The organism is Bacillus sp. UNC41MFS5 (assembly GCF_000686805.1).
Genome location: NZ_JMLP01000011.1, coordinates 82,469 through 102,903, shown reverse-complemented (window position 1 = coordinate 102,903; position 20,435 = coordinate 82,469). Strand labels below are relative to the sequence as shown.

Below are 20,435 nucleotides of genomic sequence, written 5' to 3'. Positions count from 1 at the left end.
AGAGCAGGCGGTCTGCCCGTCAGCTCTCTTTCTATGTGTGCGGAGGAAGATTGGAGTAACTTTCACCTAACCGCGTAAGAATAAAAAGGAGGTTTCTAGTATGGACACCAAAGATATGCGTCTGACAGATCATTTAGAGGAGTTTCGCCGGCGTTTGATTATGACGGTACTGGCTTTTGTTACTTTTCTAATTGCCAATTTTATTTTCGTCAAGGACATTTATAAGTGGCTTGTGAAGGATCTGGATGGAAAACTGGCTATCCTTGGTCCGAGTGATATCCTCTGGGTCTACATGATGATCGCAGCAGTATTTGCAGTCGCTGCAACTATTCCAGTAGCTGCCTACCAGACGTGGCGTTTTGTGGCCCCTGCGCTGAATCGTGAAGAAAGTAAGGTGACCTTAAGGTTCATCCCTGGGTTATTCCTGTTATTTATTGGAGGGATTTCATTCGGGTATTTCGTGCTGTTTCCGATTGTGCTCGGATTTTTAACGAGTCTTTCAGCAGGACAATTTGAAACGATGTTCACAGCTGAAAAATATTTTCGGTTCATGATCAACCTAACACTGCCATTTGGCTTTCTGTTTGAAATGCCGCTTGTGGTGATGTTTTTAACAAGATTAGGTATTCTCAATCCAATTAGGCTAGCCAAGGCGAGGAAACTCTCCTATTTTAGTCTAATTGTTGTATCCATTCTGATCACTCCGCCTGATTTTCTTTCAGATTTTCTGGTGATGATTCCATTGCTTCTACTATATGAAGTGAGCGTATCCTTGTCTAAGATAGTTTACAGGAAAAAATTGCTGCTTGAAGCGGCTCTACAGAACGATGGTCTACCGGAAAGCGGATGATTCACAACAGATCATCAGTGAAAAGAATTAATATAAATTGGAAAATACTTAAGGATGATACCGAAATGGTTTCATCCTTTTATTTTTGATGAGTTCAAAGAAATTGAAAATCTGTGGGTTTTGATTCAAAATGATGATGTTATAATGAATGGAATGTGTAAAAAAATATTGGCTATCAAGAAAGGATATACAAAATGAAAAAATTACTTTTTTTACTAGTTGGCATGTTGGTAATGCTTCCTTCCATTGCCAGCGCCCATACTGAATTAACCACATCCAATCCAACTTCTGGACAAGTGGTTAAAGAGGACCTTAAAGAAATCGTTCTTACATATGAAGGAAAGATTGAATCGTTAAGCACAATGACTTTAGTAAAAGATGGTAAGGAAATACCTTTAGTAAGTGTTACCCCAAACGACAATCAACTAATCGGTACCGTATCAACAGCCTTAGAAAATGGTACTTATTCGGTACAGTGGAGTATTGCTGGCGAAGATGGTCACCCTATATCTGGTGAAATTCCATTTACAGTGCAAAAGGTAGTGAAGGAAGAACCGAAAGTTGAAACAAAACAGCCCGTTACTCCAAAAAAGGAAGAACCTAAAAAAGAGAATTCTAACCAGGAAAAAACAAAAAATGATTCGACGGATTCTACATCAAATATGAAGAATATTATTATTAGTGTGGTCGTCCTCATTTTAGTCATTGGAGTATTCCTTTTATTCAGAAGGAAACGTTAATAATGGGGTTGTTAATTCCTATTGCAGAATTCGGTAATTATTTGTTGTATTCGATTCTTGTCGGGCATGTGGCTTTGCAGTTTGTACCTGAAACAAATAAACCAAAAATAAATATTCCAGTACCAGTTTTACTGCTTTCCACACTTGGAATTATTATTTTCTCATTAGGTCCTATTGCCCAGACTGTTTCCTATTTTCAAGGTGGAGTTGGTCTTCCCTTAGCCATAAAATCTGTTTTGTTGGACTTCCAAGTAGGAAAAGCATGGATTTTTATTGGGTTTATGGCTACATTCCTATATCTAGCGATTTTGCTAAAAGGCTCCAAATATGTGCAAACCATCTTGCTGCTATTGATGATATTAGCAGTTGGATATTCCAGCCATTCTGCTTCACTGTCATTTTGGCCAGGATTGCTGTCACATAGCACTCATTTTCTAATTATTACATTATGGACAGGGATACTTATTCATGTTGCTTGGTTCTCTAAAGAGTGGTCAAATTGGTCTGAATTTTTACGGTGGTTTACGCCTTTTGCCGTTTTCTGCATTATCATCATCATTATTAGTGGGATTTATCTAATGTTATTTGTAGTTGAACCTAGAGATTATGTACAAACTTGGGTCTTGCCGTATGGACAAATGCTTCTTTTAAAGCATATTAGTATCGTTCCCGTATTAGTTTTTGCCTTAATAAATGGTGTGCTTTCAAGAAAAGTATTAAAACTCCCTACCTTTAATCCTAAACCCTGGGTAAAAGCAGAAAGCGTTATTTTATTGCTCGTTTTCTACTTTACAGCGGTGATGGGAACGTTATCGCCACCACATGAGGTTGAATTCACTGTGAAGTCGGAAGGTGCATCTAAGTGGGTGGAATGGTTATTGGGGAAAAATATCCTTTCGACCTTACAGTTGGATTTAGTACCGTCCATTCAAACGGGACTACTAATCATTGTTTCTATCCTATTTTTGTTAATGATTATCATTAGTTTTAAAAGGGTAAAGCCTATTCTAGGAGTCCTGTTTGGTGTTGGTTTTATCGTAGCATTGTATTTTGGTTTAATTCTGTCTATTGTCATATAAGTCCAGTCAGATAATACAAACAACACAAAAAGGGCTGAAATTTTCAGTCCCTTTTTATTCTTCTGTGTAGACCCTGCTCATTTTAATGGGATCGTCCTAGATTTTCTCATTAGAGAATATCCTTCTTTGCGTAACTTTGATATGATTGTAGAATAAGTAAATTAATAACAATGAGATGGTGAATTGCTGATGGCAAAAGAAGAAAAGGACAGATATAATGCCAATTCGCTAGTAAGGGGATTGGAGATTTTAAAGTTATTTAGTGAAGAACGTCCGACATTATCCTTAGTAGAAATTGCAAAAGAACTCGATGTGAGTCGAACTGTTCCGTTCCGATTATTGTATACACTTCAAACACTTGGATATCTCGACCAAGATGAACACACGAAACGCTACAGTTTAACTCCGAAAGTGCTAGAATTAGGCTTTGCTTATTTAAGTACATTAAAACTCCCGGAAATTGCGCAGCCTTATTTAGAAAAATTAAGGGATGAGACAGGGGCATCTTGCCATCTATCTATTTTGGATGGTCAAGAAGTCGTTTATGTCGGCAGTGCACCTGTCCGCGGGGTGTCCGCGGTCAATGTGAATATCGGATTAAGACTGCCCGCCCATGCGGTTGCTAATGGAAAGGTGCAGCTGGCTTATCAGCCACAAGAAAAACTAAACCAAATATTATTCGGCTCGAATTTAAAACCCTATACGGAGCGAACGCAAACCGACTATATGGATTTTGGGCAGGAGTTAGCAATAATCAGGCAAAAGGGGTATGCGATTACAAAGGGAGAATTCCACCATGGAATTCAGTCCGTGGCTGCACCTATTTTTGAGCGGACAGGTAAAGTATTGGCCGCGCTTAATTTGGTTGCAACTGAGGCTACGTTCAACCGAGATTTTATTGAAAAAATAGCTGTACCTAAAGTGCTGGAAACTTCCGAAATTCTTTCTGGCTTTATGGGCTATCATGCGAAAATAAATTAGTGAGCTTGCGGACCATCGCAAGCTTTTTTTGTTTGTTTTATATACAAAACGTATTTTATTAAATAAAACAATTTGAATAATTACGGTTGACACAATTTTCCCAAAACTTTAAAATAAACTTAGTAGCAAACTTTGTTTTGTATATAAAACATATTTATCGCTGCTGGAAAATATTAAAGGAGGGATAAAAGTCCGTTTGGGGCATCGAAATATTATATAAAAGATAATAAAATCTTATGGAAGCGTATTCATTGGGATTCAAAACAAAAAGGGGGCACTTTTCTTGCTGAAAACGAATAAACGTTGGATTTATATTGCCATGCCTATTTTCTTTTTTTGGTTTTTTGGACAAATTGATAAATTAGGGATTTCGATTATCCAAACCGATCAAGGTTTCTTAACTGATCTAGGATTAACTGGTGCCGATAAGAACGCAAAAATTGGAATGATTACTTTTATCTTTACGATTTCTTATGCCTTATCCAATATCTTTTGGGGCTTTATCATTGATAAGCTTGGAGCAAGGAAGACAGGCATTATCGGTCTAACTGTTTGGGCAATTACCATGGTGGTTGGCGGGTTATCTACTTCCTACGAGATGTTTATCTTGAGCCGTGTCATTCTTGGTATCGGTGAAGGAATGATGATTCCAATTTGTGGAAAATTTATTTCAAATTGGTTCCACCAGCGCGAACTCGGCCGGGCGCAATCTTCATGGCTGGCAGGAAACTATTTAGGACCGGCATGTGGAGCCGTTATCTTAACACTTGTGATTGCTACTTTCCATTGGCAAGCTGCCTTTTTTGTTTTAGCAGCTTTTAATATTTTAATTGTTCTTCCCATGTTTATCTTCCTTACACGTGATACTCCTGAAGAACATCCACGATTGGATCCAAAGGAATTAGCTTATATTCGTCAAACAGATTCCAAGGTAACAACGAAAAAACAAAACTTTGCTCAAGACTACCGTTATTGGATTGTTTGGTTCGGCATGTTAGTGTCATCGTTCTTATTTTTTGGGATTAGTATTTGGCTTCCTACTTATTTAGTTGGTGCGAAAGGATTCTCAAGAGAGGCTATGACTGGAATCACCTCGTTATCATGGCTCTTTGCCTTGGGATTCGTTCTAATTTGCGGGTATTTGGCGGATAAAACTAAGCGTCCTAGTTTACTTGCGACGATTCTATTTCTTTTGACAGCCACCTTTTTAACAGCAGCGATTCTTTCTCCGCAGCCAGTGATGGCAGGGATCTGCATGGGCTTAGCGATGGGAACACAAGGGGGCGTATTCCATTTAAGTAACTTATTTATGGTTAAATTCTCGACACCTGAAACAGCCGGCCGTGCCGCTGGATTAATGGGTTTCACGAACATTCTAGGCGGGTTTTCTAGCTATATTATGGGCTTTATGGTTGATATCGCAGGCGGGGACTTTGGACCGTCCATTATTATGTTGATTATTGCAGCTGCGCTTGGATTCGTTGCGTATCTGTTTACTTTGAAAAGAGAAGCATCAGAATTAAGGATTGAGAGTGTACCTCCCAACCGGGTGACGATTTAGTATGTTTATCGAAATTAACGTTACGTATATAAAACGTAGTTTTAAATATTAAATTTTCTCAATATTTTTAATTGACAATTAGGGTATTGGGATTTATTATTGGTTTATAAGGAAAACAATGTTTTATATATAAAACAAAAGGAGTGTTTTTGATGTCTGAGGAAAAATTTTCGGTAGAAGCATTTGAGAAAAAATATGTGGCGAGGTTAAAGGATCGTACGCTCGATTGGAATGTGTTGAAGTTCCAGGAAGATATTGATCCAGCTTATCGCCGGGCACAAATGAGATATATCGGCCGCGGTGCCACAGCGAATAATGATTCGAATGTGATTGCAGCTGAACACTTTACTTTAAGCACGATGGTTTTACCAGCAGGGTGTATGGGCCCGCTTCATTTACATGATGATGTCGAAGAAGTTTTCTTTGTGATCAAAGGCAGCGTAACTGCTCTTATTCAAGAAGAGGGCGAAAGTGAAGTCCATGAAATTGTCTTAAATGAAAGGGATTGCATTAGCTCCCCTCCAGGAGTCTACCGCGGCCTCCGCAATGATACCGAGGAAGAGGCATTAATGCTTGTCATGTTAGGAGCAGTAAAGCCGAATTTACCGACCTATCCAAAAGGCAGTGCGTTAGAAGAACTTCGCATCCAGCGTGCTAAGGAAAGAGAAGCAATTATTAACGGAAAGTAATTTTACAATTAGGCAGTTTGTTAAACATGCTCCCTGATTACCTGTGGCAGGGATGGTCCTCTTACATGAACCCAGGATCATCCCTGTTTCCTTTAAAAGTACAAGAATGTGGAGGTGGCGAGATGTTAGGTATTACTCATTTACGGCATATCAGCTTAATTACCCCTGTTCTCCAAGAACAAGCTGATTTTTATGAAAAGATTTGGGGCCTAGATAAAGTGGCTCAAGATGAACAATCGGTTTATTTTCGCGGAGCAGGTCCAGAAAACCATATTTTAAGCTTGCATGCAGGTGAAAAAAGAGGACTGCACCATATCGCGTTTGGAATGGTGGATAAAAATGCGGTCGACCGCGCCGCGGAAATCCTTGCTTCAAAAGGTGTCAAGATTGTTTCTCAGCCAGGATATTTAGATGAAGAAGGAAAAGGATATGGCTTGCGCTTTGTCGATCCAGAAAATCGCTGCATTGAATTATCCGCTTGGGTTGAAATTCATACTTCGATTTGGAACAAGAAAAATGTCGATCCGGTCAAACTGAACCACGTCGTAATGAACACGAAAGACCTGGATATGATTACTGATTTTTATACGAATGTCTTAGGGTTTAAGGTGACTGACTGGAGTGAGCACCAAATGTCCTTCTTGCGCTGTAACCGAAAACACCACTCGATTGCTTTTAATCAGGATGCTCACGCCTCTGTTAACCATATCGCCTATGAAGTCGATACCGTCGATGAGGTCATGAGAGGAATAAGTAATGTAAGAAAAGCAGGCTATCAAGAGATTTGGGGCCCAGGCCGCCATGGTCCTGGAAACAATGTATTCTGTTATTTTCAAGATCCCGGGAAGTTTGTCATGGAGTATACCTGTTACTTAGAAACGATTGAAGATGAGTCAGAATGGCGGGCACGAGTCTGGAAGAGGGTACCGCATCTAATGGACCAATGGGGCATTGCCGGACCGCCAAAACCAGAAACACGAGCCGCGATGGGTGGAGTGCCAGACCCAGGATGGGTCGATGTAAAAACATTGGTATAGCCGAAAAGGGGTGTCATGATGGATTTAGGATTAAAGGGTAAGGTAGCGGTCATTATGGGGGGGACCTCTGGTGTTGGCTTAAAAACAGCAGAGATGTTTCTTCAGGAAGGGGCCAGCGTCGCGGTTTGCGGCAGAAATAGTGAGCGCAAAGACCAAGCTTATGATCACCTCACGAAATTTGGATTAACATCCTCCATTTTTGCCGCAACCTGTGACGTCACCAATAGAGATGAAGTCAATGAATTTATCAGCGGTGCAGCAGACTATTTTGGCGGAATTGATATTCTTGTCAATGCGGCCGGACAAAGTGTGATGGGACATTTCTTTGATGTTACCGACGAACAATGGCAGCAGCAAATTCAATTGAAATACTTTGCAATTATTTATGCGGTGAAGGCAGTTCATCCTTATTTGCTTAAACGAGGCGGCGGCCGCATCGTTAATATTAATGCAACCTTAGCAAAAGAGCCGGAAAGACATATGATTGCCACGGCGGCAACGAGAGCAGGATTATTAAATTTAAGCAAGACATTATCGCAAGAACTTGCGTCCGATAATATTTTAGTCAACTCAGTCAGCTTAGGCTTAATTCGAACCGATCAATGGGAACGGAGAAGATTGAAAAATGCTCCGGATATGAACGCTGAAGACTATTATGCAGACTTAGCGAAAAAGCGGAATATCCCTTTAGGCAGAGTAGGAGAAGCAGAGGAAGTAGCCAGTGTGATCTTATTTTTAGCCTCAAATAAAGCAAGCTATGTATCAGGTTCAACCATTGAAACAGCAGGAGCGCTCGGGAAAGCGCTTTAATTAGATACTATAGTATAACTCATTGTTGATTGGAGCGGAAGGCGCGAGACTCCTGCAGGAGTACGGGGCAGGGGAGACCCCGCAGGAGCGCAGCGACGAGGAGGCTCCCCGTCACGCCTGCGGAAAGCGAAGTGCCTGGAGTGGAAATCAACAATACCATTAACATAGCTAAAATCATAGATAAAGGCAGGAATGAATAATGAGTGAAGTTAAGCAATTAGAATTTACAACAGCTGACGCAGTGGTCCAAGAACTTGTTCGTGCTGGCGTCGAAGTAGCGTTTGGAATTGTGAGTATCCACAATATGCCGATTTATGATGCGATTCTCCGAGAAGGAAGTATTCATTTAGTTTGTTCCCGCGGGGAAAGTGGAGCAGCAAATATGGCAGATGGCTATGCCAGAGCGACAGGAAAATTGGGCGTCGTGATTACGAGTACAGGAACAGGGGCTGGAAATGCAGCCGGTTCGCTAATTGAAGCATGGGCCGCAGGTGTACCGGTTCTTCATCTGACCGGCGAGGTGGCTTCCCCTTACTTAGGAACGGGCAGAGGCTATATTCATGAATGTAAAGACCAGTTATCGATGATGGAAGGCGCTAGTAAAAAGGCCGTTCGGTTAAGAAAACCTGAGCAAGCAGCTGCCGTCGTTAGACAAGCGATCCAAGACGCATTTGCTTATCCAGCAGGACCGGTAACACTTGAAATCCCCATTGATTTTCAATCGGCCATTATTCCAAATCATTCGATTGAGGCATTCAGCGTAATAGCTCCAACCAATCAAACCATTCCAACCTTACCTGAAGAGGTAGTAAGCAAAATTAGTCATGCTCGCCGGCCGGTTATTTGGGCAGGAGGAGGGGTGATTACTTCTGGTGCATCCAAAGAGGTGACAGCCCTTGCCGAAAAGATTGGGGCAGCCGTGATCACCAGCCAATCGGGTAAAGGAAGTATTCCTGAAAATCATCCTCAATGTATTGGCCATTTTGCTGCAAATGAATTAACGAAAAACCTCTTGAAAGATGCCGATTTGTTGATCAGTATTGGCGTGAGATTTAGAGGAAATGAAACTGCGAATTGGAAAGTCCCTGCTCCCAAAGAACATATCGCGATTGATGCAGACTGGCAGGCGATGAATCGAAACTATGAAACTAGCTATGGACTTGTCGGCGATGCCAAACTAATTTTACAAGGATTAAAACAGGCATTAGCTCAAACATCAGTAGTTCCGGATCCTTCCTATCTGGATGAAGTACAGTCTGTTCGGGAAGAATTACGAACCCAACTACGCGCGACACTTGGTCCCTATGAACAAATACTCGATGGAATGCGAAACGTGCTGCCTAAAAACACCATTTTAGTCCGGGATGTCACCGTTCAGGCAAATGTGTGGGGAAGCCGATTATTTGAAATCAATGAGCCTAGAACATCGATTCACGCGTCTGGAGGGGGAATCGGCCAAGGGCTGCCAACAGCAATTGGTGCACAAATGGCCAATAAGGATCAGTCTGTTGTATTGATGGCGGGAGATGGCGGCTTTATGGTTAATGTCGGCGAAATGGCCACCGCTGCCCAAGAGAAACTGCCGTTGATTGTCGTTCTATTTGATGATGCGGGGTACGGAGTGCTCCGAAATATTCAGGATGCGGCATATGGCCGTCAGGTAGCGGTTGATTTAATGAGTCCTGACTTTGTGTTATTAGCGCAATCGATGGGATTTGATGCCGCGCGAATTGGTTCAGCAGCAGAATTTGTCACGGAGCTGGAAAAGGCCGTTACAAGCAAAAAGCCTAGCATGATTGTGGTCGATATGGAAGCAGTCGGACCGATGGCAAAACCATTTGGAGGTCCTCCAGGTGCAGCCGATGCTTTCAAACCGAAAAAGTTGTAGGGAGGAATAAACGTGATTTCAACACATCCATATGTTTCAGGAAAATACTTAATTGGCGGTCAGTGGATCCAAGCCGAAAAAACAGTAAAAGTCATTAATCCAGCACAGACGAGTGAAGTGGTCGGCGAAGTTGCTTTATGTTCAAAAGCGGATGTAGAAGAAGCAGTGGGAACCGCAGCGAAAGTCTATGAAAGCTGGTCGCAAAGTGAGATTGAGGACCGTGCTAACCGGATGAGGCTCGCAGCTGAGGAGATTAAGGCCATCGTGGAAGAGAATGTTAGTTTACTAGTTCGCGAGAATGGCAAGGTACTGGTTGAAGCAAAGAAGGATTTGCTTCGATGTGTCGATATAATGAAGCAGGGAGCAGAAGAATTATTAGAGTGGTGGCAGCCTGAAAGCTTGCCAGGTGGTCAAAAGGTGCAGATCCGCAAGCGTCCGCGCGGGGTGGCAGCGATCATCTCACCGTGGAACTCACCGCTGATTCTTACCTTTAAGCGAGTCATTCCTGCGGTGTTGGCAGGAAATACTGTTGTGGTGAAGCCGGCGACCAGCTGTCCCTTAACGATTATGACGTTTTTAAAAGTGGTTGCATCCTACTTTCCGGATGGAGTCATCAATGTGGTAACGGGTTCCGGCGGTGTGATTGGGGATGCATTATGTTCCGACCCGCGGGTTCGCACGATTGCATTCGTTGGCAGTACCGAAACGGGTAAGGAAATTATGCGTGCCGCTGCTGGGACCGTCAAAAAACTGTATATGGAACTGGGCGGAAATGATGCAGCGATTCTTCTGGCTGATGCTAATTTAGATGACGAGGCTGTGAAACGTCTCAGGTTTGGTGTTCTTCGTGCGGCTGGACAAGTGTGCTCCGCCATTAAAAGGATCTATGTGCACGAATCCCGTTATGAAGAGATCGTTGATAAATTAACGAAGGAATTCAGTCGCATTCGAGTTGGGGATGGGATTCAAACGGATGTGGAGATGGGTCCATTAAATAACAAGTCACAATATGACTATGTAAACGGCTTAATCAAACGAGCTGCTGATGCAGGAGCGAATGTCATTACGGGCGGAATTCAACTCAATCCGGAATCGTGGGAACAAGGTTATTTTATTGCACCGACGATTATTACTGGAGTAGAGCAAACAAGTGAAATTGTGCGTGCTGAACAATTCGGCCCAGTGATTCCGATTTTGCCGTTCTCGGATGTTGATGAAGTCGTACGACTAGCCAATGACAGTGAATTTGGTTTAAGAGCGTCTGTTTGGACAGAGGATGAGGCGTTAGCGGTAAAATTAGCGGACCGATTGGAAGCAGGAGCAGTTTTTCATAATAATCATACGGTTTTCCAAGACCTCCATCTTGATTTCCCTGGATTAAAGGAAAGCGGTCTTTCTCGTGAAACGAGACATTGCGGGCTCGAATATTTCGCAGATTCTTATGGTTTGGCCAATTAAGGGGGAATCTAGATGAGAATAGGGTTAATTGGGGGAGGAAATATTGGCAAGTTCCTCCTTCAACGCATTAATATCGAAGGACTTCTTCCAGGTGGTAAAATTGTCGGCCTCTATACACGGAGCAAACAAACGGCGGAGCAGCTTGCTGCTGAATTTGATACAGAAGACTATCAGGATGTTCAACTGTTAATCGAAGATCCTGCGATTGACGTGGTGATTGAAGCGGCGACCATTGAAGTGGTGAAAGACAATGCGGCTGCGATTCTAGCAAGTGGCAAAGATTTAGTGTTAAGCAGTGTGGGTGCTTTAGCCAATGTGGATTTTTACCGGGAACTTGAAAGGATCTGTCAAGCAAGCGGCACGAGAATCCATTTACCCGCAGGGGCCATCGGTGGATTGGATATCCTGAAGGCAGCTAAATCGATAGGCGAACTAGAATCGGTTTCTATTATTACTAGGAAACCGCCCCAAGCACTTCCTGGAGCGCCTGCTGACCGAGAACAAGTGATGTTCGAAGGCTCAGCAAATGAAGCGATTGAATTATTCCCGAAAAATATTAATGTATCGATTATTTTGTCTTTGGCGGGGCTGGGTCCAGATCAAACAGGTGTGAAAATTATCTCTGATCCAACCGTGAGGAAAAATAGTCACACGATTGAGGCATCCGGTTCTTTCGGAAAACTATCACTTCAAGTGGAAAATGATCCAATGCCAAATAATCCGAAGACGAGTTACTTGGCTGCGCTGAGTGTATTGTCTGTTTTGAAAAATAAGGATTCGGTCGTTATAGTGGGATAATGGTAAAATAATTATATTATAGTAAAAAACAGGGGAACCCCGAAGTGTTGTTATCATTCTCCTGTGAATATGAGGAAAAAATTAGGGGGATAGGCCTATGATTAAAACGAACATCAATCTTGAAGAAATGTCGCAAAAAGAAGCTATTGAATACTTAATCGAATCCGTTCGACCAGAAGAAGGTTCCATTCCTGCCTCGCTTTTAGGTGACCCAAAGATTTATGACATTGAACACAAGAAAGTATTTTTAAAAACTTGGTTGTTTATTGGTCATGTATCTGAAATCCCCAATAAAAATGATTTCATTACGAGAGATGTAGCTGGTTATTCTGTCATTCTTACACGTGGTGCTGATGGTGAAATTCGTGGTCTATATAATATGTGTACCCATCGCGGCATGAAGCTTTGCCGGGCAGATGCCGGTAATAAATCTTCCTTTACCTGCCCATATCATGGCTTTAATTTTAAAAACAATGGCGACTGTGTCGGCGTTCCGCTGCAAAAGGATATTTACGGTGAAGGCTTTGATAAATCGGGTTTAGGGCTTCATAAAGTCAGAATTGAAACCTACAAAGGCCTGATCTTTGGTACATGGAATGACGAAGCAGAATCATTAGAAGATTTTTTAGGTGACTTTAAATGGTACCTTGATATTTTAGTGGGCCGTGCCGAAATGGAAGTCGTAGGGCCGCCGCAACGATTTATTATTCAATCGAATTGGAAAATTGGTGCCGATAATTTTGTTGGCGATTCCTATCATACGATGGTGACGCACGGCTCGATTGTTAAATTAGGAATGGTTCCAAGTGCTACTTATTCCAAAAAAGGGTATCAAATCCATACAAACCATGGACATGGCTTAAATCTTGGCACGCCGAATCCTGATTTTGCTTTTCCTGAAGAACTCAAGGATGAATTTAAGTCCAATTTAACCGAAGAACAATATGACGTCTTGTCTAATATAAAAAATATGATTGGGAATATTTTTCCAAATCTATCCTTCTTGATTTCTCATACAAAGGTAAAAGGCCAGTTGATTTCCAATACTTCGGTTCGTCTCTGGAGACCGGTGGGTGTTGACAAAATGGAGGTTATTACTTGGTTTTTAGTCGAGAAAAATGCTTCACTCGATTGGAAAAAGCGCTCTCGTGAGTCGTTTATTTTAACCTTCAGTCCATCCGGTATTTTTGAACAGGATGATACCGAGGTATTTACGGATATTACTGCGGCCGCCTCTGGTACGATGCCTTTAGTGAAACAGTTGACCTTTAATTATACGATGGGGTTACATCGTCAACCTGTCGAGGATTTTGTAGGTCCTGGGGTGGTTTTTGATGATAAATTTACCGAGGCCAATCAAAGGAACTTTTATCGTTACTGGCTCGATTTAATGACGACGTGATGCGAAAGAGCCTTTTTGAAATATGTGTGAATGATGGGAGGATTCATGATGAGTATAGAGAAAATGCTGGCAACCTATGAATTTGAACAATGGCTGTATGTAGAGGCCAAGTTTCTTGATGATATTGATTTTGATGGCTGGTTCAGCCTCCTTCATCCGGAAATTTCCTATCAAATGCCGGTTCGGGTCAATAAGGAAGGGATTGAGCGACCCGATTATTCCTTAGATATGTTTGCATTTGATGATGATATTGAATTATTGAAAATCCGCGTTGATCGCTTAAAAACGGATTACGCCTGGGCTGAGATACCGCCGTCGCGGACACGGAGGTCGGTCAATAACGTGCGCCTGCTCGAGTACGTTCCGAATGAAAAGGCAGTCGTCCACAGTTATTTAACCATCTACCGCAGCCGCAGTACTGATATCCATCACGATCTAATTTCGGGCGAACGGCAAGATGAATTTAGGTATGTTGATGGGGAATGGAAGCTATCTAAGCGGTTTTTTATTGTGGACCAAACGACATTAAATACAAGGAATTTGGCGATTTTTGTATAATAGCTAAAGTAGAAGGGAACACCATGATGGCTCAACTCACAGGAAAATCAATTTATTTGACCGGAGGTGCCTCCGGAATTGGAAAGGCTGTCACCGAGGCATTTGTGAAAGAAGGTGCTGTGGTCACCATCCTGGATCGGTCTCTAGCCGGGCTAAAAGAGCTCAAACAGCAATTTGGAGAACAGGTTCAATGCGTTGAAGGTGACGTGACTGTTTATGAAGACCATGTGCGAGCAGTGCAAACAGCTGTCGAAACATACGGCAAATTAGACGTGTTTGTGGCTAATGCTGGTGTCTTCGATGGATTCGCCAAATTTGAAAATGTCACTCCGGAAGCGATGTCTGATGCCTATGACCTGCTATTTACTATCAATGTTAAGGGATATTTTAACGGGGCAAAAGCAGTTACTGCGGAACTTAAGAAAACAGCCGGGAATATGATTTTCACGGTTTCTGGGGCCGGGTTTTATCCTGATGGCGGAGGAGTCTGGTATACGGCGAGCAAACATGCCCAAATCGGGTTAATGCGGCAATTGGCGTTTGAATTAGCACCAGATATCCGTGTCAATGCGGTGGCACCTGGAGGAACGTTAACCGAACTTCATGTCATTCCGCCGCTTCAGCCCTTTGTAAAAACAGTCGATAATGAGACAAAAGAGAAGAGTATTAAGAAACGAAATCCACTCCAAATTGCGATGCAATCGGAAGACCATGTGGGAGCTTATCTACTACTTGCTTCCGATCAGGCCCGTGCGATTACCGGTGAAGTGATTTCAAGTGATGGGGGCTTGGCTGTTCGCGGACTGGGTTGATTTTAGCATGAAATAACTGGGGGAATATCAATGACCGAAAAATCATTGACGGAATTAAAGCCGTTAGCTGGAAATAACGTCATTAATCAAATTGCTTTCGTTGTTCGTGATATTGAGCAAGCATCCGAAGCATTTGCGAAACTTCTGGGGATACCGACACCTAAGTGGTTTTTAACAGGCGACCGTGATGTTTCTAAAGTGGTCTTTCGCGGTCAGCCAACTGAGTCCCGTAGTAAACTCGTATTTTTAAATACACCGACTGTGCAATTCGAATTGATTGAACCGAACCAAGAACCTGGCACCATGCGCGAATTTTTGGATTCGGTGGGGGAAGGTATCCATCATATCGCTTTTGATGTGGACTCTATTAAAGAGAAGCTGCCTGTTTTTGAGGAGAATGGATTTCCGTTGCTGCAGAGCGGGGAATTTACATCTAGTGATGGAAGATATGTTTATGTCGATACGTTAAGTAGTCATAAGACACTCATGGAACTACTAGAAAGTGCTGAACCGCGGGATACCACTCCTAAGACAGATACCTTCATTCCCTTACTTGGAACCAATACAGTCGAGCAGCTGGCCATTGTGGTGAGAGATTTGGATGCAGCTGCTGAAGCATATTGTAAGTTATTGGGTGTGGAAAGACCTCCGGTGATTCAGTCAGGTCCAAGTGAGCTTACTCAAGTTATTTTTGAAGGAAAGCCAACGGAGGCTGACTCCAAATATATGTTTATAAATACTCCTTTACTTCAACTTGAGTTAATTGAGCCGGGCGATTCACCGAGCACCTGGAAAAAGCACCTCGAAACATATGGCGAAGGGGTTCACCATATTTCCTTTGTGGTCGAAGATATGGAGGAAAAGGTGAGATTACTGGAGGACATGGGTTATCCGGTAATCCAAAGAGGTAATTTCTGGAATGGTAAGGGCAGATATGCATATATGGACACAACCTCTACATACAAGGTGATCATCGAATTACTTGAAAGATTTTGATTTTATCACCAGGAATATATTCTATTAAAGTGGCAGACTTTTTCGCATTAGGATAAGGTCTGTTTTTTTTAATCAATAAAAACATATTTTTTTGATTTAAGGGAAACTGTGTCAGCTTGCTGTGTAACCCAACCAGTAAAAGTAGAAATCAAAACCTCTTCATCATGTTGTTGATAAGTTTGGAGACCAATCAGATGCCTATGACCCTATTGTCCAATATCATTGTTAGGTGCAGCAAAATAAAAAAATTTTAAATCTACTTAGTTGATTGATTTAATAGGAATGGAAGCGCTTTTTCGTAGAAAATTACTGTTTTCTGATGATTGACAATATAAAAATTGATTAGTAATATCAACCTAACTTAAAAAACGATTATAAACTTATCGAGAGCGACCGAGGGACTAGGCCCTATGACGTCCGGCAACCCCCTTGTAGGGAAGGTGCCAATTCCTGCAGAATGACTTTCATTCTGAAAGATAAGTCGAAATATCCATTTGTATTTCGATGCCCCTTTCAGTTGAGAGGGGCATTTTTTGTTTGGAAGCTATCATTATTTCATAATATAGAATTTGAAAAAAGAGGTAATCATATGATTGAGATTCAGAATCTTTCAAAGGTTTACACAACGAAAAATGGCACGGTGAAAGGTGTTGATGAGGTTTCGCTAACTGTTCAAAGAGGCGAGATTTATGGAATTGTCGGCTATTCTGGTGCCGGAAAAAGTTCATTGCTCCGCTGTATCAATCTGTTAGAGCGCCCCACAAAAGGAAGCATTACCGTTGATGGTATTGATCTTACTTCGTTGAAAGGCGAGAATCTGCGGTTAGCCCGGTTAAAAATTGGCATGATTTTTCAACACTTTTATTTAATCAGTCAAAAAACAGTGTTTGAGAATATTGTGTTTTCCTTGAAAGCTGCCAACTATCCAAAGAGCCAAATAAAAGAACGAGTGGAAGAACTGCTTGAAACCGTAGGACTTGCGGATAAACGAGATGTGTACCCAGCGCAGCTAAGTGGTGGACAAAAACAACGGGTGGGGATTGCACGAGCCCTTGCTAATAATCCGAAGGTGCTATTATGCGATGAAGCAACCTCAGCACTTGATCCGACCACAACCAAATCAATCTTAAATCTATTAAAAAAGATCAACAAAGAGCTGGGCATTACGATTGTATTAATCACCCATGAGATGAATGTGGTCAAGGAAATCTGCCACAGAATGGCAATCATGCAAGAAGGAAAGGTCATTGAAGAGGGAGCGGTATATGATATTTTTGCCAACCCTCGGGCAGAACTCACAAAGGAGTTTATTGATAGTGTTGTTTCTTATGACATTCCGGAGGCGATTTTATCTACTTGTGATGGACCAATCATCAAGGTGCTGTTCAAGGGGAAAGTTGCCGGAGAGGGTGTTATTTCCGATACGCTCAAGCAATTTAACGTAAAAGGTAACTTTCTGCATGGTTCGATTGAATATATTCAAGAATTGCCACTTGGCATTTTTATAATGGAACTGAAAGGACCGAAGGAGGAAGTGAAGACGGCGCTTCAGTATATTGAAGACCGGGCAGCACAAGTGGAGGTGTTACGTAATGGGCTTTGATTTTAATCATCTTATGGAACTTATTCCTGATATTAATACAGCTTTTTTACAAACCATTTATATGATTCTCATCTCATTAGTCATCTCCATTGTGATTGGCTTGCCGGTTGGGATTCTCTTATATGTTACGGACAAGGGATTGTTCTTGCAAAATCGCTGGGTCCAGCTTTCTGTGGGATTTATTGTTAACCTTATCCGGTCTATTCCTTTCATCATTTTATTGGTTGCGTTAATTCCATTAACAAAATTTCTCGTTGATACAACCATAGGGCCGACTGCCGCGAGTGTTTCGCTTTCTGTTGCTGCGATTCCCTTCTTTGCTCGGATTGTCGAGACGGCATTAAGGGAAATCGATAAAGGCGTCATCGAAGCCGCGATTGCTGCTGGTGCTACCCCATGGATGATCATTAAAGATGTCCTGCTCCTTGAGGCAAGGTCGGGGATTATCTCTGGTATCACCTTAACACTCATTAGTTTGGTTGGATTTTCTGCTATGGCCGGTACCGTTGGCGGAGGTGGAATCGGTGATTTAGCGATTCGCTTTGGTTATTATCGCTATGACAACACAATCATGGTTGCCACAGTTGTCATTTTAGTTGTTTTAGTTCAGTTTGTTCAGCTTTTTGGTGATTTCATTGCCAAAGTTGTCGATAAAAGAAAATAAACAGAAAGAGGGAAAAAGTCATGAAAAAGTGGTTTTTAGCAATTAGTTTACTTTTAGTCGTAGCTGCTTTAACAGCGTGCGGCAGTTCAGGTGACAAGGAAAAGGCAAGTGCTAATTCAAAGAATATTAAATTGGGTGCCACTGCGGGTCCGTATAGTGATATGTTGAAGAAAGCGATTGTACCAAGCTTAGAAGAGAAGGGCTATAAAGTAGAGGTTGTTGAATTTAGTGATTATATTCAACCAAACAAAGCGTTAGATAATGGTGATATTCAGGCTAACCTCTTCCAAAACACAATTTATCTTGAAAGTTTTGCGAAGGAAAATAATATGAAATTAACCAAGTTGATTTCTGTTCCAACGGCACCTATGGGGCTTTATTCAAACGCTTATAAATCACTTGATGAGGTGAAGGATGGGGCAACGGTTACTATTCCAAATGACCCGACAACTGCCGCTCGCGCATTGAATACGCTCCGCGATGAAGGCTTCATTAAAATCAATGAAAAAGCAGAACCGATTAGAGTGTCCGAGAAGGATATTACGGAGAATAAGAAAAACTTGAAATTTCAGCCGATTGAAGCAGGTCAGCTGCCTCGTTCTGTCGACAGTGCTGATATAGCTGCAGTCCCTGGAAACTTCGCTCTTGCTGCCAAGATGGACTTGCTTAAAGCACTAGCGCTTGAGAATATGCTTGATCAGTATCGGAATGTGGTTGCTGTCAAAACGGAAAATAAAGATTCTCAGCTGGCGAAGGATATTAAAGCCATAGTCGAATCGGACAAATTCGAGAAAATCATTGATGAACAATTTAAAGGCTTCGGAAAACCGGAATGGATGACTAAGTAACAGGAATTATATCCTACTAATAACCGGGATTCCCACAGTCACTTATAGGAATCATCTCGTTTCACTAATGCTTACGTCCAATGAATGTATCTTTCATTGGATGTAAGCATTTTTAATTTAGTTTTTTATTAAACTTGGTGCCTGACACCAGCGTGAAATCTTATACAACTGGCAGGAACAGAATCCCAATGGATATGACACCATGTATTAACAAAATAAAATAATCAATAACCCCTAATCGTTACCGTTATACCTATTTTTCAAAGGAGCGGGGCACAAATAAGGAAGTTATGAATGGGTAATAATAACAAGGTGAAAGGGGTATGTGTATGGAGTTATCAATTAACTGGAAAGGGAAAATGGCTTTTTCGGGGGTCACCCCCACCGGGCATGAATTTATTATGGATGCGGCACCAGAAGTTGGCGGGGAGAATTCTGGTCCAAGACCGACGGAGCTGCTGCTGCAGGCGGTTGCTGGCTGCACAGGGATTGATATTATCTCGATCTTGCACAAAATGCGCCTTGAGCCTTCCGCATTTCAAATGGATGTAAAAGGCGAACGGGCCGAGGAGCATCCGAAGCGCTTTACTACGATTAATATTCATTATGCGTTAGATGGAGAACTGCCTGAAGATAAGGTGGTCCGGGCGATACAAATGTCGAAAGACAAATACTGTTCCGTCTCCCATTCCTTGAATGCGGAAATCACCGTAAGCTATTCAATCAATGGGGTTAAAGGGGAAAAAGCGATATAACGATTATAAGAAGTAACAGCCAATCGCGTGTTACTTCTTATTTATAGTTGTTGTATTAAATTATTTAATTCACTGAGAAGCACCCAGAGTGCCCGTTCACAGAATTTTAGTATGAGGATTGGAACTGTGAAACATCCAGAGTGCCCGTGAACAGAAATTTGGCATGAGAAAGGGCACTGTAAACCATCCAGAGTGCTCGTTCACAAAATTTTGGTATGAGAAAGGGCGCTGTAAACCATCCAGAGTGCCCGTGAACAGAAATTTTCCATACGAATGGGCACTGGCATCCTTCCATCACGTTTAAATTTATAATCCCAAATTACCGATTATCGGTAATCAACATATACCTCAATACCGCGGCAAGTCCCGCGCCATGCTTGAATTCGCCTTTTTCAATTAAAGTCTTCACTTCGTGCATCGTCAATTTATGTACTTCAATTTGTTCGCTAGTTTCCAGTCGTTGCTCTGTAGCATGAAGGCCGGTGGCTGCGAATAAATAAATTTCCTCGCTTGTAGATCCAGGTGACGGATAAAAACTACCTAAATCGAGCCAATAGTCAGCTGTATTGCCAGTCTCTTCTTCCAATTCTCTTTTTGCCGTTTCGATGGGAGCATCGCTTTCGTTGTCAATCATTCCCGCGGGCAGTTCCCATTCCCAGCTTTTGATCGCATGGCGATATTGTTTTAGACAAATGATTTCCTTATCCGCCGTGATAGGAAGGATACAGACACCCTTTGCAAAATCTAAATAGGAAAAGTTCCTTTCCTCTCCGTTCGGGACAATGACCTTTTCAATCACTACCCCAAAACGATCCACTTGTTCTTTCCTTGAACTACTAATCTTCCAAACCATCTTTCTTCATCCCAACCTTTCATTAACATAAACCTATTGTACACTCTTTTTGG

At 42.0% G+C, this 20,435-nt stretch carries 20 protein-coding genes and 1 riboswitch; of the genes, 19 read left to right on the top strand and 1 reads right to left on the bottom strand.

The window, feature by feature from the left end:
• Positions 1-100: 100 nt before the first annotated feature.
• From tatC to BR30_RS0105320, 19 genes are all read left to right on the top strand, one after another.
• Positions 101-850 carry a twin-arginine translocase subunit TatC gene (gene tatC, locus BR30_RS0105415; protein ID WP_026564125.1) on the top strand — a complete coding sequence of 250 codons (750 nt, stop codon included), beginning with the start codon at positions 101-103 and terminating at the stop codon, positions 848-850.
• 194 nt (positions 851-1,044) lie between these two features.
• A complete protein-coding gene (locus BR30_RS0105405; RefSeq protein WP_026564124.1) occupies positions 1,045-1,590 on the top strand; it encodes a copper resistance CopC family protein in 546 nt (181 codons plus the stop codon).
• Positions 1,591-1,592: 2 nt separating this feature from the next.
• Entirely contained in the window at positions 1,593-2,669 is a 1,077-nt protein-coding gene (locus BR30_RS0105400; protein ID WP_026564123.1) for a copper resistance D family protein, read from the top strand.
• A gap of 189 nt (positions 2,670-2,858) precedes the next feature.
• Positions 2,859-3,650 carry an IclR family transcriptional regulator gene (locus BR30_RS0105395; RefSeq protein WP_026564122.1) on the top strand — a complete coding sequence of 264 codons (792 nt, stop codon included), beginning with the start codon at positions 2,859-2,861 and terminating at the stop codon, positions 3,648-3,650.
• Between the two features lie 283 nt (positions 3,651-3,933).
• Positions 3,934-5,211, top strand: coding sequence for an MFS transporter (locus BR30_RS0105390; protein ID WP_026564121.1), 1,278 nt, complete (start codon positions 3,934-3,936; stop codon positions 5,209-5,211).
• A gap of 152 nt (positions 5,212-5,363) precedes the next feature.
• Entirely contained in the window at positions 5,364-5,900 is a 537-nt protein-coding gene (locus BR30_RS0105385; protein WP_026564120.1) for a cupin domain-containing protein, read from the top strand.
• 122 nt (positions 5,901-6,022) lie between these two features.
• Positions 6,023-6,937 carry a VOC family protein gene (locus BR30_RS0105380; protein WP_026564119.1) on the top strand — a complete coding sequence of 305 codons (915 nt, stop codon included), beginning with the start codon at positions 6,023-6,025 and terminating at the stop codon, positions 6,935-6,937.
• Between the two features lie 18 nt (positions 6,938-6,955).
• Positions 6,956-7,747 carry an SDR family oxidoreductase gene (locus BR30_RS0105375; protein WP_026564118.1) on the top strand — a complete coding sequence of 264 codons (792 nt, stop codon included), beginning with the start codon at positions 6,956-6,958 and terminating at the stop codon, positions 7,745-7,747.
• A 199-nt stretch (positions 7,748-7,946) separates the two neighbouring features.
• Positions 7,947-9,635, top strand: coding sequence for a thiamine pyrophosphate-binding protein (locus BR30_RS0105370; protein WP_026564117.1), 1,689 nt, complete (start codon positions 7,947-7,949; stop codon positions 9,633-9,635).
• A 12-nt stretch (positions 9,636-9,647) separates the two neighbouring features.
• Complete coding sequence (locus tag BR30_RS0105365) at positions 9,648-11,093, top strand: aldehyde dehydrogenase family protein (protein WP_026564116.1); 1,446 nt, start codon at positions 9,648-9,650, stop codon at positions 11,091-11,093.
• A gap of 12 nt (positions 11,094-11,105) precedes the next feature.
• Positions 11,106-11,891, top strand: a complete 786-nt coding sequence (gene nadX, locus BR30_RS0105360; RefSeq protein WP_026564115.1) for an aspartate dehydrogenase — start codon at positions 11,106-11,108, stop codon at positions 11,889-11,891.
• A gap of 97 nt (positions 11,892-11,988) precedes the next feature.
• A complete protein-coding gene (locus BR30_RS0105355; RefSeq protein ID WP_026564114.1) occupies positions 11,989-13,293 on the top strand; it encodes an aromatic ring-hydroxylating oxygenase subunit alpha in 1,305 nt (434 codons plus the stop codon).
• A 48-nt stretch (positions 13,294-13,341) separates the two neighbouring features.
• Complete coding sequence (locus BR30_RS0105350) at positions 13,342-13,851, top strand: aromatic-ring-hydroxylating dioxygenase subunit beta (RefSeq protein WP_026564113.1); 510 nt, start codon at positions 13,342-13,344, stop codon at positions 13,849-13,851.
• Between the two features lie 23 nt (positions 13,852-13,874).
• Positions 13,875-14,663, top strand: a complete 789-nt coding sequence (locus tag BR30_RS0105345) for an SDR family NAD(P)-dependent oxidoreductase (RefSeq protein WP_231507630.1) — start codon at positions 13,875-13,877, stop codon at positions 14,661-14,663.
• A 30-nt stretch (positions 14,664-14,693) separates the two neighbouring features.
• Positions 14,694-15,659: a VOC family protein gene (locus tag BR30_RS0105340; protein WP_026564111.1), complete on the top strand. Its 966-nt coding sequence runs from the start codon at positions 14,694-14,696 to the stop codon at positions 15,657-15,659.
• Between the two features lie 377 nt (positions 15,660-16,036).
• Positions 16,037-16,142, top strand: a riboswitch (SAM riboswitch).
• Positions 16,143-16,248: 106 nt separating this feature from the next.
• A complete protein-coding gene (locus BR30_RS0105335) occupies positions 16,249-17,262 on the top strand; it encodes a methionine ABC transporter ATP-binding protein (RefSeq protein WP_026564110.1) in 1,014 nt (337 codons plus the stop codon).
• Positions 17,252-17,926: a methionine ABC transporter permease gene (locus BR30_RS0105330; RefSeq protein ID WP_026564109.1), complete on the top strand. Its 675-nt coding sequence runs from the start codon at positions 17,252-17,254 to the stop codon at positions 17,924-17,926. The genes BR30_RS0105335 and BR30_RS0105330 overlap by 11 nt, the downstream gene beginning before the upstream one ends.
• Positions 17,927-17,946: 20 nt before the next feature.
• Positions 17,947-18,774: a MetQ/NlpA family ABC transporter substrate-binding protein gene (locus tag BR30_RS0105325; RefSeq protein WP_026564108.1), complete on the top strand. Its 828-nt coding sequence runs from the start codon at positions 17,947-17,949 to the stop codon at positions 18,772-18,774.
• A 329-nt stretch (positions 18,775-19,103) separates the two neighbouring features.
• Complete coding sequence (locus BR30_RS0105320; RefSeq protein WP_026564107.1) at positions 19,104-19,529, top strand: OsmC family protein; 426 nt, start codon at positions 19,104-19,106, stop codon at positions 19,527-19,529.
• 319 nt (positions 19,530-19,848) lie between these two features.
• On the opposite strand, the gene BR30_RS0105315 is transcribed toward BR30_RS0105320, so the two are convergent.
• Positions 19,849-20,382 carry an NUDIX hydrolase gene (locus BR30_RS0105315; protein WP_026564106.1) on the bottom strand — a complete coding sequence of 178 codons (534 nt, stop codon included), beginning with the start codon at positions 20,380-20,382 and terminating at the stop codon, positions 19,849-19,851.
• Positions 20,383-20,435 lie beyond the last annotated feature (53 nt).

What these genes read in the sequence shown, in the direction of transcription:
- tatC (WP_026564125.1), top strand. Translation starts at nt 101, where the DNA reads ATGGACACCAAAGATATGCGTCTGACAGATCATTTAGAGGAGTTTCGC.
- BR30_RS0105405 (WP_026564124.1), top strand. Translation starts at nt 1,045, where the DNA reads ATGAAAAAATTACTTTTTTTACTAGTTGGCATGTTGGTAATGCTTCCT.
- BR30_RS0105400 (WP_026564123.1), top strand. Translation starts at nt 1,593, where the DNA reads ATGGGGTTGTTAATTCCTATTGCAGAATTCGGTAATTATTTGTTGTAT.
- BR30_RS0105395 (WP_026564122.1), top strand. Translation starts at nt 2,859, where the DNA reads ATGGCAAAAGAAGAAAAGGACAGATATAATGCCAATTCGCTAGTAAGG.
- BR30_RS0105385 (WP_026564120.1), top strand. Translation starts at nt 5,364, where the DNA reads ATGTCTGAGGAAAAATTTTCGGTAGAAGCATTTGAGAAAAAATATGTG.
- BR30_RS0105380 (WP_026564119.1), top strand. Translation starts at nt 6,023, where the DNA reads ATGTTAGGTATTACTCATTTACGGCATATCAGCTTAATTACCCCTGTT.
- BR30_RS0105375 (WP_026564118.1), top strand. Translation starts at nt 6,956, where the DNA reads ATGGATTTAGGATTAAAGGGTAAGGTAGCGGTCATTATGGGGGGGACC.
- BR30_RS0105370 (WP_026564117.1), top strand. Translation starts at nt 7,947, where the DNA reads ATGAGTGAAGTTAAGCAATTAGAATTTACAACAGCTGACGCAGTGGTC.
- nadX (WP_026564115.1), top strand. Translation starts at nt 11,106, where the DNA reads ATGAGAATAGGGTTAATTGGGGGAGGAAATATTGGCAAGTTCCTCCTT.
- BR30_RS0105355 (WP_026564114.1), top strand. Translation starts at nt 11,989, where the DNA reads ATGATTAAAACGAACATCAATCTTGAAGAAATGTCGCAAAAAGAAGCT.
- BR30_RS0105350 (WP_026564113.1), top strand. Translation starts at nt 13,342, where the DNA reads ATGAGTATAGAGAAAATGCTGGCAACCTATGAATTTGAACAATGGCTG.
- BR30_RS0105345 (WP_231507630.1), top strand. Translation starts at nt 13,875, where the DNA reads ATGATGGCTCAACTCACAGGAAAATCAATTTATTTGACCGGAGGTGCC.
- BR30_RS0105340 (WP_026564111.1), top strand. Translation starts at nt 14,694, where the DNA reads ATGACCGAAAAATCATTGACGGAATTAAAGCCGTTAGCTGGAAATAAC.
- BR30_RS0105335 (WP_026564110.1), top strand. Translation starts at nt 16,249, where the DNA reads ATGATTGAGATTCAGAATCTTTCAAAGGTTTACACAACGAAAAATGGC.
- BR30_RS0105330 (WP_026564109.1), top strand. Translation starts at nt 17,252, where the DNA reads ATGGGCTTTGATTTTAATCATCTTATGGAACTTATTCCTGATATTAAT.
- BR30_RS0105325 (WP_026564108.1), top strand. Translation starts at nt 17,947, where the DNA reads ATGAAAAAGTGGTTTTTAGCAATTAGTTTACTTTTAGTCGTAGCTGCT.
- BR30_RS0105320 (WP_026564107.1), top strand. Translation starts at nt 19,104, where the DNA reads ATGGAGTTATCAATTAACTGGAAAGGGAAAATGGCTTTTTCGGGGGTC.
- BR30_RS0105315 (WP_026564106.1), bottom strand. Translation starts at nt 20,382, where the DNA reads ATGGTTTGGAAGATTAGTAGTTCAAGGAAAGAACAAGTGGATCGTTTT.